The sequence below is a fragment of the Sporosarcina sp. FSL K6-5500 genome, from assembly GCF_038005665.1.
GTDB classification, from domain to species: domain Bacteria; phylum Bacillota; class Bacilli; order Bacillales_A; family Planococcaceae; genus Sporosarcina; species Sporosarcina psychrophila.
The window spans coordinates 1,290,703-1,304,186 of record NZ_JBBOTP010000001.1 but is presented as its reverse complement, the minus strand read 5'-3'; the positions used below and the strand labels follow the sequence as shown (position 1 = coordinate 1,304,186).

Here is a 13,484-nt window from a genome sequence, read left to right as displayed (position 1 = left end):
GTAAAAAAACCAAAAATGGACCAGGTTATATATCTCGTGATTTAGATAATCATACTGGTGTTGGAGCTTGGAAAGGTGGTTGTTCACCAAAAAATGTCTGTTCTAAATCAACAAGGAGTGGTACATATGATAAAGACCTTAACCGTGTCGGCGACTAAGTTCATTAATACTAAGTCTGGAGTTCTACTAACTGAACCGTGGGGTTCTTCAATGTATTTTAATTCACCGATGGAAAATCGAGTTAGATTCGCAACAGATTATTTTAGAGAAGTTCGAGTAAAAGGCATTCAAAAGTTTATCAATTACCTTACATTTGATGAACCAACAGTCGATCTTTTTATAACTCTAGGACGTAATAGAAGAAATAAATACATCTCTAATAACTTATCAAAGCGCATCCGGTTGACCAATTGGAAGGAATACAAGATCACTAGTGAAGAAATTGATTTTGAAAAGGGCTTTGGCAAAATTGCTTTAATAAAAGATGTTTCAGTAAATGATTTGATGTTATATACAACAGATGTACTGCTCTATAAAAATGATCGCGCCTCAAGAGCTTTATTTATTATTGTTACGAGTAAGTATCTAATCCATTTCGGGGGGAGTGGAGACGTAATCAATATACTTTCTACAGACCCTAAAAATATTAAAAACTTAAAAATGAATTATAATGGTATTTTTGATACTTATTACGATGAACCTTTAAGTTGAAATCAGAAATCAAATATAAGATGATTTGCTAAAAAGCGACCTATTCATATATCTGAACTGAAGTGCTTTTTGTTTCACAAGTTATCTGTATTTATATTCGTACAAACTCCATTACTCAATAGTAATGGAGTTAACTACTTCCGTGAACGGGTGTTATGTCAACCGATCGTGCATTCTTCATACATCCATGCCAAGTACAAGAACAAGGATCAGGATGTATGAGCCTAAAAATTTCTGAACTTGACAGTAAACCTCGATAACCACTGGTAAACTGCGATTTTTAATAGTTAACTCAAATAAATCGAGTTAACTAACACGTGGAGAAAATCAAGAGAAAGAGAACTCATTCTAAAATCCGGAAATCAAACCTTCAAAAGTGTCTACAAGCCTTTTGAAGTCCTTTTAAGAAAAACCACATAATAAATTCTAAGCAAAAAGCCCTTAAAGCGCTCAGAACGAATTCTGAAGCACTCCAAGGACTTTTTTTCTTTAAAATTCATTATAATCTATTAGAACAAAATCCTCTTTACAGAGACCCATTTTCTTCTCAGCCTTATAATCCATTATATTCCCCAAAAATTTACGTACTGTTTCATCCAGAGCTTGTTCTACAGTCATCCCAAATCCTATTCCACCTTCATAGCCACCTAATCCCATTGGATCCTTTAATCTAAGATTCGTAACCCCTGTAAATCCATTACTCTCATAAGGTCTAAGTTGAATATTTTGGTTCTCATAAACCTTCACTTTAAAAGCACCGTAATGGATAGTATCTCCTTCGTATACCTTTTTAAAAAAACGTAGAGCAGTAATTTCGAACTCACCTACACACTTCTCTACATAATCAATGTGATCAATTTTAATATCTCTCCAACTCAATGAATAGCCTCCCTTTTACTTAATTTTTCCATAAGATTTGATTATATCACCTGAACCAAGGGTGAATTAACCTAATGGACTAATTTATAAAGGGATTTCTAATTAATAGTAGAAGTGTTCTTTATCATGAAAAAGCATTAGGAAAAAACAACGGCTGCAGGCGGAGATTTTTTTGTTTTTGAACTTGGGGGGGGAGCGGTTTTTGTCACGTTCGACAAATGTTCGGCATGTTTGTTAGGTAAATAATTAACCAAGAAGGAGTATGTTATTTTGGGGAGACATGTGAACAAGGTCAAAACAATTGTGATTTGTGGGCTTATAGTAGCCTTTATTTTATTGGGAATTGTCTTGTTTGAATTTGTATTATTAAAATTACTAGGATTGCAATATGATTCATTTGGTGCTTTAGTAATTTTCTTTTTAATTTACTTATTCCTAGAAGTACCACTTTCGCTTATTGCAGATAATATACCAAGAGCTGTAAAAACTGTTGGAGTTATTGAATCGAGTAAAGGATGGTTGTCATTTATATTAGATATAGGATTAGCTTTTATATTAATTGCAACTATTGATCATTTCATGGAAACTATCATGATTTCTTGGCAGGGCGCATTATTATTTGCTCTGATAAGTGGGATTATTAGTCGGAAATTAAAGGAAAATGATTCCGAACCTCCAATGATTGATAGCAAAGAATACGAGGAATTACATAATAAACTAGAAGATTAAGAATAATGAAATCGGTATTTTTAATTAAATTAAATGGTAGACTTTTTGAATTAGAACAATAGGTTTATTAAATTCTGCTCAAGAAAACAAAATGAATCTAACACAATGGAAATATGTTCGATTTGTAATAAAACTCTCTTATATTTCAAAAGGGGTACTTTTTAATCTATTGTGGCGTCAGAAATTACAGAGCTTTAAGAAATGCCTTTGTTAAATTAGGGGGGGAAAGTAATGAATGAGGATGATTTCAGTATAAATAAATTTGGTGATTTTATTGACAGTGAAATAATGGACATTGAAACATTTAACGTGATTTATAATTTTGTTGCATTGGATAATTTCCGACAGGGTGAGTACGAAGGTAATATGTATGTTATTAGAAAATTAAATGTAAATCACGTACAGTTAGAAAACGAAGTTGCGACAGAAAATACTCCTAAGCCAACAGTATATGTCTATACAAAAGGAGAATTTTTAGGGCTTTTAAAATTACATAAGCCGGATTATTAAACTACTTTACTGTCGGGGGCTTTAGTAGAACAATCGGTTGCCTTTTACATGGCAGTTTTATCTTATTGAGTGATGAGTTAGATACTTTCAAATCTAACACAATGTAAATATGTTAGATTCATAAAAACATCCTAAACCCTTGATACAAAAGGGTTTAGGATGTTTTTTATCCTTGTATTTTTTTCGTCGTCAATTTGAATCTAACTTAATGCATGTTAATATTATCTTAAGTTAGATTGAGGTTTGTACGTTAAAATACGTGAGGAAGTGTACTGAAAGTATGAAATTCGTTGAACCGATACGGGATCTTCAAAAGATTAGCAGCATGAAAAAAATCCTTTTTGCGCAAAGCGAAAGTGGACTAACCTAAATTATTGAGACAATATAAAACACCTTCGGAGTGGTACACTTGTAAAATGTACTTACATCGGAGGTGTTTTTGCATGGGCAAAAACGTATATTCAAGCGAAGTTAAATGGGCTGTTGTTAAAGATAAACTAAGTGGTGAATTGACAACTAATGAAATTATGGAAAAACACTGAATCAAAAATAAATTACAGGTTGAAACTTGGATGAAATGGTACCGTGCGAATGAAATTTATCGATTTGATCAGCCAATCGGTAAACAATATACATTTGGTCACGGTCCCGAGTTAGCCAGTGAAGACGACAAGCGGGAACTTCAATTATCTCATTTGAAGATGGAGAACGAAATCTTGAAAAAGTACATGGAGATCGAAAGGGAGTTAAAAAAGAAATAGTTCTACAGAGTGTAGAGAAACTTAAAAAGAAGTACACGATTGCAGCCATTTTGTCCGCGTTAGGAGTACCACGGGCGAACTATTATAGATGGTGTCTTCAAGCTAACAATAAGCCGCTTTCAGTAGAAGAGGAATCCATTATGGAACTGTATAAAAGCACTAGGTATCGGAATGATCATCGAAAAATAAAGGCTATGTTGAAGCAGAACTATAATATAGAATTGAATCGCAATACAGTTCAGAACCTCATGCAAAAGCATAACTTACAGTGTCGTATCAAGCCAAAACGGAAGTGGAAATCCCAAGGTGAAAGTATCATAATTGCCCCTAACCTTCTTCGCGATTTGAAGGCTAGTATACCAAACAAAAAGTGGGTGACAGACATCACATATATCCAATATGGCAGTACTACAAAATATCTTTCGACTATTATGGATCTATTCAATAACGAAATTGTCGCTTACAAATTATACGATTATCAACAAACCCCGCTCGTGATTGACACGTTAAAGGAGGCGCTGGTTGTCCGTAATCACCTCGAAGGCGTGATTGTGCTTTCAGATCAAGGAAGTGTCTACACGTCATATGCGTACCAGGCCTGCATTAAGGATAATGACCTCGCCAGCAGTATGTCGCGTAGAGGAAACTATTGGGATAATGCGGTGATTGAATCTTTTCATTCGAACTTGAAGTCTGAGGAATTTCAATATGTTAAATTTAATTCATTACGTAATCAAGACGTAACTGAGCGGGTAATTACCTATTTAAATTATTATAATGAAGAACGTATCCAAGAAAAATTAGGCTACCTAACACCCATAAAGTATGGTGTCATGGCAGCCTAATAAAGATGTTTTATATGTGTCTCATATCGCTATGTCAGTCTACTCAGGTGGTTTTTAAATTTTGTACAGGTTCGTGTTGGAAGAAAGTGGTATAATTTGTGGTTAGTGATACGTTCCAATGACTATAAATATTGACATAGAGAATCCTCTCAACAACGCTTGGCGCTTGAGGATGCCTCCCGCAATAAGCCAGACAGAAAACCGCTGTTAGTCTTATTGCTTCGGCTACCCCTATGAGGCACCTTCGCTGGAGATTATATAGAATCATTAGTTCAACATATATAAGATTGGATTAAGAAGTAGGAGAGGTTTGATAGGGTAGAAATACTTAGAGTTCAAAAAAACAGATACTGTGCTACAAAAAATATACCAAATAAGTTTTTGACCAAGAGTTTATATGTTTACCGAAAGAAGACTCTCACTTCAATCACGACAAGGGCGTAGCCCAGTGATAAGCGGGAGATGAATTTCGGTTGGGCGAAAGCCCAAAACATTCGCTTTATGGGAACGTATATTCTATAATGGGTATATAAGCCTTTTTGAAGCGAGGTGAAAGTACATGATAATCAACAAAGCCTATAAATTCCGTATCTATCCAGACATAGAACAACAAATCCTCATTGCTAAAACAATCGGGTGCAGTCGCTTTGTCTTTAATCACTTTTTGGCTAAGTGGGATAGTACCTACAAAGAGACAGGCAAAGGGTTGACTTATATCGCTTGTTCCGCCGAGTTAACACAATTAAAAAAACAGGAAGATACAATTTGGTTAAAAGAAGTGGATAGCACTTCTCTTCAGTCATCCTTAAAGAATTTGGCTGATTCATATGCACGGTTTTTCAAAAAACAAAACAAAGCTCCGCGTTTTAAATCAAAGAGAAATAACGTGCAATCCTATACGACAAAGCATACCAACGGGAATATAGCAGTAGTGGATAACAGGATTAAGCTGCCTAAGTTGGGCTTAGTGAAGTTTTCTAAAAGCCGTGAAATTGATGGCAGAATTCTTAGCGCAACGATTCGACGTAACCCTTCGGATAAATACTTTGTATCTATTCTTGTTGAAACAGAAGTTCAAAAGTTACCTAAAACTGGTTTGTCTGCAGGTATTGATGTTGGCTTGAAGGATTTTGCGATCTTATCTGACGGAACGGTCTATAGAAATCATAAGTTCTTTCATGCACTAGAGAAGAGGTTAATACAAGGACAGCGTATTCTTTCAAGACGACAAGAGGTTGCCTTAAAGCGAAAATGTAAATTAAGCGAAGCGAGAAACTATCAAAAACAAAAGAGAAAGGTTGCTCGTATTCACGAACAAATAAGCAATGCAAGAACGGATTACTTGCATAAAGTCTCCACCGAAATCATCAAAAACCACGATGTCATGGGAATTGAGGATTTGCAGGTATCAAACATGCTGAAAAACCATAACTTAGCCAAAGCAATCAGTGAAGTGAGTTGGTCACAGTTCCGCACAATGCTTGAATACAAGGCGAACTGGTACGGGAAGACAGTCATCGCTGTCGCAAAAAATTTCCCCTCTAGCCAACTCTGTTCAAGTTGTGGCTATCGCCATAAAGATGTTAAGAATCTCAGATTACGTGAATGGGTGTGTCCGGCATGTAACTCGTGCCACGACCGAGACTATAACGCAAGTATCAATCTTGAAAAAGAAGCCATAAGACTTCTAACCGCAGGGATTGCGGGGTTAGCCTAATAAATAACTGGCGGTTACGTCAGTGATCTTAGGAATCTCCCACTTCTAAACGAAGTGAAAGTGGGGGTAATTCAATAAAGGAGAAAATCCATTCTAGCCCAACTAAGGATAGTTAGTTGAACAAAGAACAAGAAATCAACAAGAGAATTTAATGGATCGCGCTAGTGAAATGCCAAACGTAAATGTTTGGCGTTTTCACTAGAGCTTTTTTTCTGTTTTTTACCGCTGAACGGACCTGTTGACTTCCGTATGATTCATTTCCGATCACATCTCCTCAGGTGCCTTCATTCCTAACAATCGTAACGCCTCTTTCAAGACAATCGCCGTACTCGTGATCAGTGCAATTCTGTATGGCAGATGATCAGTATCGGAAAGCACTTTGACATTGCCGTAAAATGAGCTAAACGTTTGAGCGAGATCGATTGCATATTTTGCAATGATGGATGGGTCTAAATCATCCGCAGCGCGCTTGACTGTTTGTGGGAATTGCTCCAATGCTCGAATGATTGCCCATTCGAAATCATTGACGTCATCCACGCTATACGGCTGTATGTCGCCAGCTTTTCTTAACACTGATTTGGCCCGTGCGAAAGCATATTGGACGTAGGGACCGGTTTCACCTTCTGTCTGGAGCATTGTTTCTAAGTTAAATTCGATATCGTGTTTGCGATGTTGTTTCAGGTCACCGAAAATGATGGCACCGACGCCAACTTCTTCAGCGACTTGCGCTTTATTCGCTAAGTTTGGATTCTTCGTTTCAATTGTCGACTGTGCAAGTGAAATCGCCTCATTCAAAACTTGTTCTAGCAAAACAATTTTCCCTTTGCGGGTGGACATCTTTTTTCCGGCTTTTAATATGAGACCGAAAGGAATGTGCTGGATATCGTCTGCCCACTCGTAGCCCATTTTACCGAGTACTTTCTTGAATTGTGTGAAGTGGAGACTTTGTTCATTTCCAACGACATAGAGAGATTTCACGAAATCATACGTTTCTTTTCTATCGATTGCAGCGGTTAAATCGCGTGTGGCGTATAACGTCGCGCCATCTGATTTCATAATCAAACAAGGTGGCATATCCTCACCCAGTTCAACCACGAGTGCACCATTTGATTCTATTAAGAGTCCTTTATCTGCTATTTCCTTAACGATGGGTTCCATCTTGTCATTATAGTAGGCCTCGCCGTTATAGGAATCAAAGGTAATACCCAGCAAATCATAAATGCGTTGAAATTCCTTGAGGGATTCCGTTTTGAACCACTTCCATAAAGCCAGTGCTTCCTTATCACCGTCTTCCAGGGATTTGAATGCTGCTCTGCCTTCAGCGTTAAGCGAATCATTGTGCTCTGCTTCTTCATGGAATCGGATGTACAGTTTTAACAACGTCTGGATTGGAGCTTGCTGGACCTCTTGTTCGTAGCCCCATTTCCGGTAGGCTGTCAGTAGCTTGCCAAACTGTGTGCCCCAATCTCCGATGTAATTGATTTTTACGGTCTTAAAACCATTCTTTTCGAGTAGTAGTGCAATCGAATTTCCGATGACGGTGGAGCGCAAATGCCCCATGGAAAATGGTTTGGCAATGTTGGGGGAAGATAAATCGATTGTGACAATCCCGCCATTTCCTTCATTAGATGACCCATAGGAAACGGATGGATCCAGAATTTTCTGCAGTAGGGCACTGGTAATTGTAGTACGGTTCAGAAAGATATTCACATATCCGTTGACGGCTTCTGCTTTACGAATTAACGGATGTTCGATTGCCAGGGCGATTTCATTGGCAATGACAACAGGCGATTTTCTAAGTTCCTTTGCGAATGGGAAGCATGGTAAAGCCAAATCGCCTAAATGTGCATGGACAGGCTTTTCTAGCATGTTTTCATCCAATGGAATCGGACTAAATTGTTGCAGCACTTGCAAGACATCCATTTTCATTGTCAACACTCCTTTTGGTTGATTGAACTAAAAAAGCGTAAAAAAAAGCCCTCATCTCAAATTAATGAGACGAAAGCTTACTTCCGCGGTACCACTCAAATTACCCGTATAGGGCCACTTCCTCATAACGGCGAGACACCGGCTTTTCCTAAAAAGCTTGGAAAAGCATCTCCGAAGTGCGGTTCACAAGTATTCTTCACCGGGCTTCCACCATCCCCAGTTCGCTGAAAAAGAAATAATTGCTACTCTCTTCATCACAGATGTTGTAGTTGAATGTATCAAAATGGTGATTGGCTGTCAATTGAAAGTAACAATAATTCACAAGTGAAAACTGTTTGGAGTTAACTTCTAAACTATGTGTAGAACACTGCATTTAGTGCTGAATGACAAAATAGAACCGACATCGGGAAAAAAGGATATTTTTTTAGATTTTAAATTAATGTTTATAACTTGTGTATCGTTTGCAAGAATGACGATGATGACGGTCAAAGCGACACTAGAAAATGACTGTGGATATGTGGATAAGTTATTGATGGTAGGACAAGTAAACTTTTTCCCTATTTACGATTAGACCACAACATGTTAGGGTATGTATAATGATTAAGACACTACATATAGTGTTAGTGGCGAAATTGAACGAAAGCTGTATTGTTGACAAATAGGAATTTAGAGTGTCAAATAAGTTCTTGACTACTTAACTACAGCTAACAAATTATCCCTCAGTAAATAAAACTCATAAACGATGGATCTGCCTGAAAAAGGTGGGATTATCGTTTTTTATTGGAAATAGAAAAATTAGGTTTGATAAAGGAGCCGATGAAAATGACAATGAATATTACTAAGACGAGTACGGAGATGCTATTGGAAGACTTACAGAACGAGTTTGGTGGGGAGAAGATTCGTCCATTATTTACTGCAAGTGAAAAATGGAATGAGCGTCATCCTGGAGCAAGCGCATCAGAATGGACAAAAGCGATGATTCTAGAAACGCTCAGCAATATCGATGAGGTATCGACGTACTGGACTTTCGTTGCGGCCCGAATTCACTTACGTGATGTTTACAATCGTCAAGCTCAGCTTCGCGGTGCAAAGGTCTATACGGATTTTGCTGAAAACGTTGCCCGTCTAGTCGAGCAGGGATTATACACACCCGTCTTAACGGAAAAGTATTCACGCGAAGATCTTGTTATTCTCGGTAATCTAATCGAACCAGAACGGGACAAGCTATTTACATATATCGGTTTGAAAACACTTATGGACCGTTATGTCGCTGTTGACTTTAGCAAACAATCGGTTGAACTTCCGCAAGAGCGCTGGCTTGTTATTGCAATGACATTGATGCAGGATGAGACAACTAACCGGCTTGAAAAAGTAGCGGAATCATACTGGGCGATGAGCAGTCTCTATATGACGGTTGCAACGCCGACATTGTCGAATGCTGGAAAACCGCACGGCCAGTTATCAAGTTGCTTTATCGATACGGTCGACGATTCTTTGCAAGGCATCTATGACAGCAATACGGATATAGCTAACTTGTCGAAATACGGTGGCGGCATTGGTGTTTACATGGGGAAAGTCCGCAGTCGTGGCTCATCCATTCGTGGATTTAAAGGCGCTTCAAGTGGCGTACTTCCATGGATTAAGCAGTTGAACAACACGGCAGTAAGTGTTGACCAACTTGGTCAGCGACAAGGTGCAATCGCCGTTTATCTCGATGTTTGGCACAAAGACATTTTTACGTTCCTTGACCTCAAGTTAAACAACGGAGACGACCGCTTGCGCGCACACGATATTTTCACGGGCGTCTGCCTTCCTGATATTTATATGGAACAAGTTGATGCACGTGGGGACTGGCACTTGTTTGATCCGCATGAAGTTCGGGTGGTTATGGGTTATTCACTAGAGGACTTTTACGATGAAACAAAAGGTGCAGGTTCGTTCCGTGAGAAATACGAAGAGTGTGTTAATAATCCTGAACTTAGCCGGGAAATCGTTCCTGCTATCGATCTTATGAAACGGATTATGCGTAGCCAATTGGAAACAGGAACGCCGTACATGTTTTACCGTGATGAAGTGAATCGTGCGAATGCCAACAAACATGAAGGCATGATTTATTCGTCGAATCTTTGCACAGAAATCACGCAAAATATGAGCCCGACTGAATTCGAGTCTGTTACGCTCGAAGACGATATCGTGGTCACGCGCTCAAAACCGGGTGATTTCGTCGTCTGTAATTTATCATCCATTAACCTTGGACGAGCTGTTCCAGCAAGCGTTTTGGAAAGACTCATTACAATTCAAGTGCGCATGCTTGATAACGTCATCGATCTTAATAAAATACCGGTTGTCCAAGCGCAGCGAACTAACGCGCGTTACCGTGGAATCGGTCTAGGGACATTTGGCTGGCACCATTTGCTTGCCTTGCAAAACATTCAATGGGAATCAAACGAAGCAGTGGATTACGCTGATAAATTATATGAGAAAATAGCTTATTTGACGATTAAAGCTTCGATGCAACTGGCTACTGAAAAAGGTTCGTACCCATTATATGAAGGGTCTGAATGGCAGTCTGGCGTTTATTTCGACAACAAGAACTATGACTCGAAGGAATGGCATGAACTCCGCATCGATGTTGCAACAAATGGTATGAGAAATGGTTATTTGATGGCAATTGCACCGAATAGCTCGACATCTATTATCGCAGGATCAACTGCATCAATTGATCCGGTTTTCAAACCGTTTTATCATGAAGAAAAGAAAGATTATAAGCTTCCAGTTGTTGCGCCTGACCTTAATCACAACACATATGACGTCTATCGACGCTCCGCTTATATTGTCGATCAGCGTTGGTCAATCAAACAAAACGCAGCAAGACAGCGCCATATTGACCAAGCAATTTCTTTCAACATCTATGTTCCGAATTCAATTCGTGCATCGGTTCTGCTTGAACTTCATTTGCAAGCGTGGAAGTCTGGTATGAAAACGACATACTACACACGTTCAACTGCGACGGATATCGAAGAGTGTGAATGGTGTCATTCTTAATCGTCTACGCATCGTGGAGCGGAAACACGCAGGAAGTTGCTGAAATGATTGAAGAAACGCTAGTAGCGGAAAATATAGCTGTTACAACGTTTCGAATCGGTGGGGGCGTCATTCCGAACCCTCGTGATTTCGATGCGATGCTCTTGGGGTCATTCACATGGGAGCAAGGCTCAACGCCTGATGAAGTAAAAGACTTTGTAGCGGATGTAGGGTATAAACCGGATAATGTATACGTCTTTGGAACGGGTGATACCCAATTTGGCGGCGATGCATTATTCTGCCACGCAGCGGTGAAGTTAGCGCGGTTTTACGCATCCCCTTATGAGCCGCTTAAAATCGAACAAAGTCCACGTGGCATACAGCAAGAAAAAGTAATTGAATGGTCGAAGGGAGTCATCAGAAATTGGGAAAACTTAAACGAGTGAAGGTCTTGGAACCTGCACATCCAAACAAATCAACGGCTATTTTCGGGGGCAAGGCGAGTGGTATCCTCAACTGGAATGACATCGCACATCCCCATTTCTATACATTGCGTCAACAAATCCGTTCACTATTCTGGACGGCCAATGAAGTCGATATGACACAAGACGTTAAGCAATTCTCGACGCTGACAAAGCCGGAACAAGACGCATTTCTTAAAATTATTGGCTTACTCGCGACACTTGACGGACCACAGACGACAATCGCTTTGAAAATGGCGGATTATACAACCGATCCTTCTGTTAAATCAATTATGGCCACAATTGCCGATCAAGAAAGTGAACATAATCACAGCTATGCGTACGTACTATCTTCCGTTACGACACTTAATAAGCAGATGGCTTCATTTGAAATGGGCCGCTCAGACGAAGTGCTATTGAAACGGAATGAGCGCATTGTAGAAGTATACAATGACTTCGCCGAGCGTCCGACAATCGAATCAGCATTGAAAGCGATGGTCTATACGACGCTACTAGAAGGGCTATTTTTCTATAGTGGATTCGCATTCTTCTACAATCTCGCACGCAATCAGAAAATGGTCGGTACTTCGACAATGATTTCGTATATTAATCGTGATGAATTGCAACATGGTAAAGCAATTAGTGACATTTTCCGCGCAGCACTTGCAGAAAACCCTGAACAAAATACAGATGAATTCACGGCTTGGATTTACGATCAGTTCAAACATTCGGTCGAACAGGAAGTCATCTGGAGCCGTTACGTACTAGCAGATATTGAAGGTATCGAACTTGCCGAAATGGAAGGCTATGTGAAATATCGCGCGAACAAAATGCTTCGCATGCTCGGACTTAGTGAAATTTATCCGGAGTTCACTGACAACCCAATGAAATGGATTCGTGCATATGTCGACAGCTTCGACGATACTAAAACCGACTTCTTTGAACAATCATCACGTCAATACGTCAAAACAAGCGATCTTAATGGATTTGATGATTTGTAAGTATATGAACGCACACGGGAAAAATCGTGTGCGTTTTTTTTTCAAGTAAGAAGGGATTTGAATGGGGATGTAGTATCTTAAATAGGGCAAACCCTACTATCGGTACGAATGGCTGCCTTGTAAACTAAGGGTGAGAATAATTCTCATTAAAACAAGCAGAGGAGGAAAAAATTATGAGTCGACTAACACTTGATACACAAGTTTGTGATATCGTCACGGAGCTCCCTCAAAGTGCTGATTTGTTTAGAAGTTTGCGCATCGATTTCTGTTGCGGTGGAAAAATTGCGCTTAAAGATGCAGCTAAAGAACGAAAACTCAATCCTGAAGAGGTTCTAAATAGTGTCAAAAAAATAGAGGAGAAACGCGAGCAGCAAAGTGGCATCGATCCAACGTCATTCGGTTCAAAAACGCTCGTCTCCTATATTCAAGAAAAGTATCATACTGGGCTACGGGAAGAATTACCGCTTCTCGCACCGTACATTACAAAGGTTGCCCGTGTCCATGGAGAAAATCATCCGCATCTACTTCGCGTTCAAGAGATTTTTAAAGAATTACGAAGTGAACTTCTTGATCACACGGCAGACGAAGATGCCAACGTATTTCCGCTAATTCTGGAGTTTTTAGAAAATCCTACACCTGAATTGAAAGAAAAGGTTAAGCCGCTTGTAACGGAACTTGAGCAAGAGCACGAACACGCAGGTAAATTATTATTTGAAATACGTGATCTAACGAATAATTTCACGCTACCAGACGAAGCCTGTGGAACGTATAGACTCGTGTACGCACGTCTTGCACAACTTGAAAAAGACACATTTGAACATGTCCATCTCGAAAATAACAACTTATTCGACCGTGTCCGTGTCGCACTGTGATTGATTAAAGGACAAAAAACCACCTATCTACAAAGGTGGTTTTTT

The 13,484-nt window shown here is 39.3% G+C and carries 14 protein-coding genes and 1 other annotated feature; of the genes, 12 read left to right on the top strand and 2 right to left on the bottom strand.

All coding sequences use genetic code 11. From position 1 onward, the window contains the following. Positions 1 to 29 precede the first annotated feature (29 nt). Positions 30 to 158, top strand: coding sequence for a toxin C-terminal domain-containing protein (locus MKX62_RS05875; protein WP_422397641.1), 129 nt, complete (start codon positions 30 to 32; stop codon positions 156 to 158). Continuing rightward, on the top strand, positions 127 to 711 hold the full coding sequence (locus MKX62_RS05870) for a hypothetical protein (RefSeq protein WP_338654817.1): 585 nt from the start codon (positions 127 to 129) through the stop codon (positions 709 to 711). The genes MKX62_RS05875 and MKX62_RS05870 overlap by 32 nt, the downstream gene beginning before the upstream one ends. A gap of 489 nt (positions 712 to 1,200) precedes the next feature. Here MKX62_RS05870 and MKX62_RS05865 read toward each other — a convergent pair whose 3' ends face one another. Beyond that, complete coding sequence (locus tag MKX62_RS05865) at positions 1,201 to 1,590, bottom strand: hypothetical protein (RefSeq protein ID WP_338654818.1); 390 nt, start codon at positions 1,588 to 1,590, stop codon at positions 1,201 to 1,203. Positions 1,591 to 1,860: 270 nt separating this feature from the next. Between MKX62_RS05865 and MKX62_RS05860 the strand changes: the two genes are divergently transcribed. The 5 genes from MKX62_RS05860 to tnpB all read left to right on the top strand — a co-directional run bounded on the left by MKX62_RS05860 (position 1,861) and on the right by tnpB (position 6,152). After that, complete coding sequence (locus MKX62_RS05860; RefSeq protein ID WP_340741030.1) at positions 1,861 to 2,319, top strand: YrvL family regulatory protein; 459 nt, start codon at positions 1,861 to 1,863, stop codon at positions 2,317 to 2,319. Positions 2,320 to 2,550: 231 nt separating this feature from the next. Continuing rightward, complete coding sequence (locus tag MKX62_RS05855; protein WP_338654821.1) at positions 2,551 to 2,829, top strand: hypothetical protein; 279 nt, start codon at positions 2,551 to 2,553, stop codon at positions 2,827 to 2,829. A gap of 572 nt (positions 2,830 to 3,401) precedes the next feature. Continuing rightward, entirely contained in the window at positions 3,402 to 3,590 is a 189-nt protein-coding gene (locus tag MKX62_RS05850) for a hypothetical protein (RefSeq protein WP_338654822.1), read from the top strand. Beyond that, a complete protein-coding gene (locus MKX62_RS05845; protein WP_340742550.1) occupies positions 3,515 to 4,435 on the top strand; it encodes an IS3 family transposase in 921 nt (306 codons plus the stop codon). Before MKX62_RS05850 ends, MKX62_RS05845 begins: the two co-directional genes overlap by 76 nt. 559 nt (positions 4,436 to 4,994) lie before the next feature. Further along, positions 4,995 to 6,152 (top strand): IS200/IS605 family element RNA-guided endonuclease TnpB, encoded by a 1,158-nt coding sequence (gene tnpB, locus MKX62_RS05840; protein ID WP_338654823.1) that lies wholly within the window; start codon positions 4,995 to 4,997, stop codon positions 6,150 to 6,152. 264 nt (positions 6,153 to 6,416) lie between these two features. Here the strand turns inward: tnpB and argS are convergent, their stop codons facing one another. Then, the gene (gene argS, locus MKX62_RS05835; RefSeq protein ID WP_340741029.1) at positions 6,417 to 8,081 is read right to left on the bottom strand and encodes an arginine--tRNA ligase; all 1,665 of its coding nucleotides are present in this window, start codon (positions 8,079 to 8,081) and stop codon (positions 6,417 to 6,419) included. 62 nt (positions 8,082 to 8,143) lie between these two features. Further along, positions 8,144 to 8,348, bottom strand: a binding site (T-box leader). Positions 8,349 to 8,436: 88 nt separating this feature from the next. Between argS and MKX62_RS05830 the strand changes: the two genes are divergently transcribed. From MKX62_RS05830 to ric, 5 genes are all read left to right on the top strand, one after another. Beyond that, the gene (locus MKX62_RS05830; protein ID WP_187046090.1) at positions 8,437 to 8,652 is read left to right on the top strand and encodes a hypothetical protein; all 216 of its coding nucleotides are present in this window, start codon (positions 8,437 to 8,439) and stop codon (positions 8,650 to 8,652) included. A gap of 257 nt (positions 8,653 to 8,909) precedes the next feature. Beyond that, complete coding sequence (locus MKX62_RS05825; RefSeq protein ID WP_421103204.1) at positions 8,910 to 11,126, top strand: ribonucleoside-diphosphate reductase subunit alpha; 2,217 nt, start codon at positions 8,910 to 8,912, stop codon at positions 11,124 to 11,126. Further along, a complete protein-coding gene (locus MKX62_RS05820; RefSeq protein WP_340741028.1) occupies positions 11,111 to 11,551 on the top strand; it encodes a flavodoxin in 441 nt (146 codons plus the stop codon). Before MKX62_RS05825 ends, MKX62_RS05820 begins: the two co-directional genes overlap by 16 nt. Beyond that, complete coding sequence (locus tag MKX62_RS05815; protein ID WP_340741027.1) at positions 11,506 to 12,567, top strand: ribonucleotide-diphosphate reductase subunit beta; 1,062 nt, start codon at positions 11,506 to 11,508, stop codon at positions 12,565 to 12,567. The genes MKX62_RS05820 and MKX62_RS05815 overlap by 46 nt, the downstream gene beginning before the upstream one ends. A gap of 173 nt (positions 12,568 to 12,740) precedes the next feature. Further along, entirely contained in the window at positions 12,741 to 13,439 is a 699-nt protein-coding gene (ric, locus tag MKX62_RS05810) for an iron-sulfur cluster repair di-iron protein (protein ID WP_067213475.1), read from the top strand. Positions 13,440 to 13,484 lie beyond the last annotated feature (45 nt).

Coding starts and splice junctions, on each gene's coding strand:
- MKX62_RS05870 (WP_338654817.1), top strand. CDS start 127: ATGATAAAGACCTTAACCGTGTCGGCGACTAAGTTCATTAATACTAAG.
- MKX62_RS05855 (WP_338654821.1), top strand. CDS start 2,551: ATGAATGAGGATGATTTCAGTATAAATAAATTTGGTGATTTTATTGAC.
- MKX62_RS05850 (WP_338654822.1), top strand. CDS start 3,402: ATGAAATGGTACCGTGCGAATGAAATTTATCGATTTGATCAGCCAATC.
- tnpB (WP_338654823.1), top strand. CDS start 4,995: ATGATAATCAACAAAGCCTATAAATTCCGTATCTATCCAGACATAGAA.
- argS (WP_340741029.1), bottom strand. CDS start 8,081: ATGAAAATGGATGTCTTGCAAGTGCTGCAACAATTTAGTCCGATTCCA.
- MKX62_RS05830 (WP_187046090.1), top strand. CDS start 8,437: ATGTGTAGAACACTGCATTTAGTGCTGAATGACAAAATAGAACCGACA.
- MKX62_RS05825 (WP_421103204.1), top strand. CDS start 8,910: ATGAATATTACTAAGACGAGTACGGAGATGCTATTGGAAGACTTACAG.
- MKX62_RS05820 (WP_340741028.1), top strand. CDS start 11,111: ATGGTGTCATTCTTAATCGTCTACGCATCGTGGAGCGGAAACACGCAG.
- MKX62_RS05815 (WP_340741027.1), top strand. CDS start 11,506: ATGGTCGAAGGGAGTCATCAGAAATTGGGAAAACTTAAACGAGTGAAG.
- ric (WP_067213475.1), top strand. CDS start 12,741: ATGAGTCGACTAACACTTGATACACAAGTTTGTGATATCGTCACGGAG.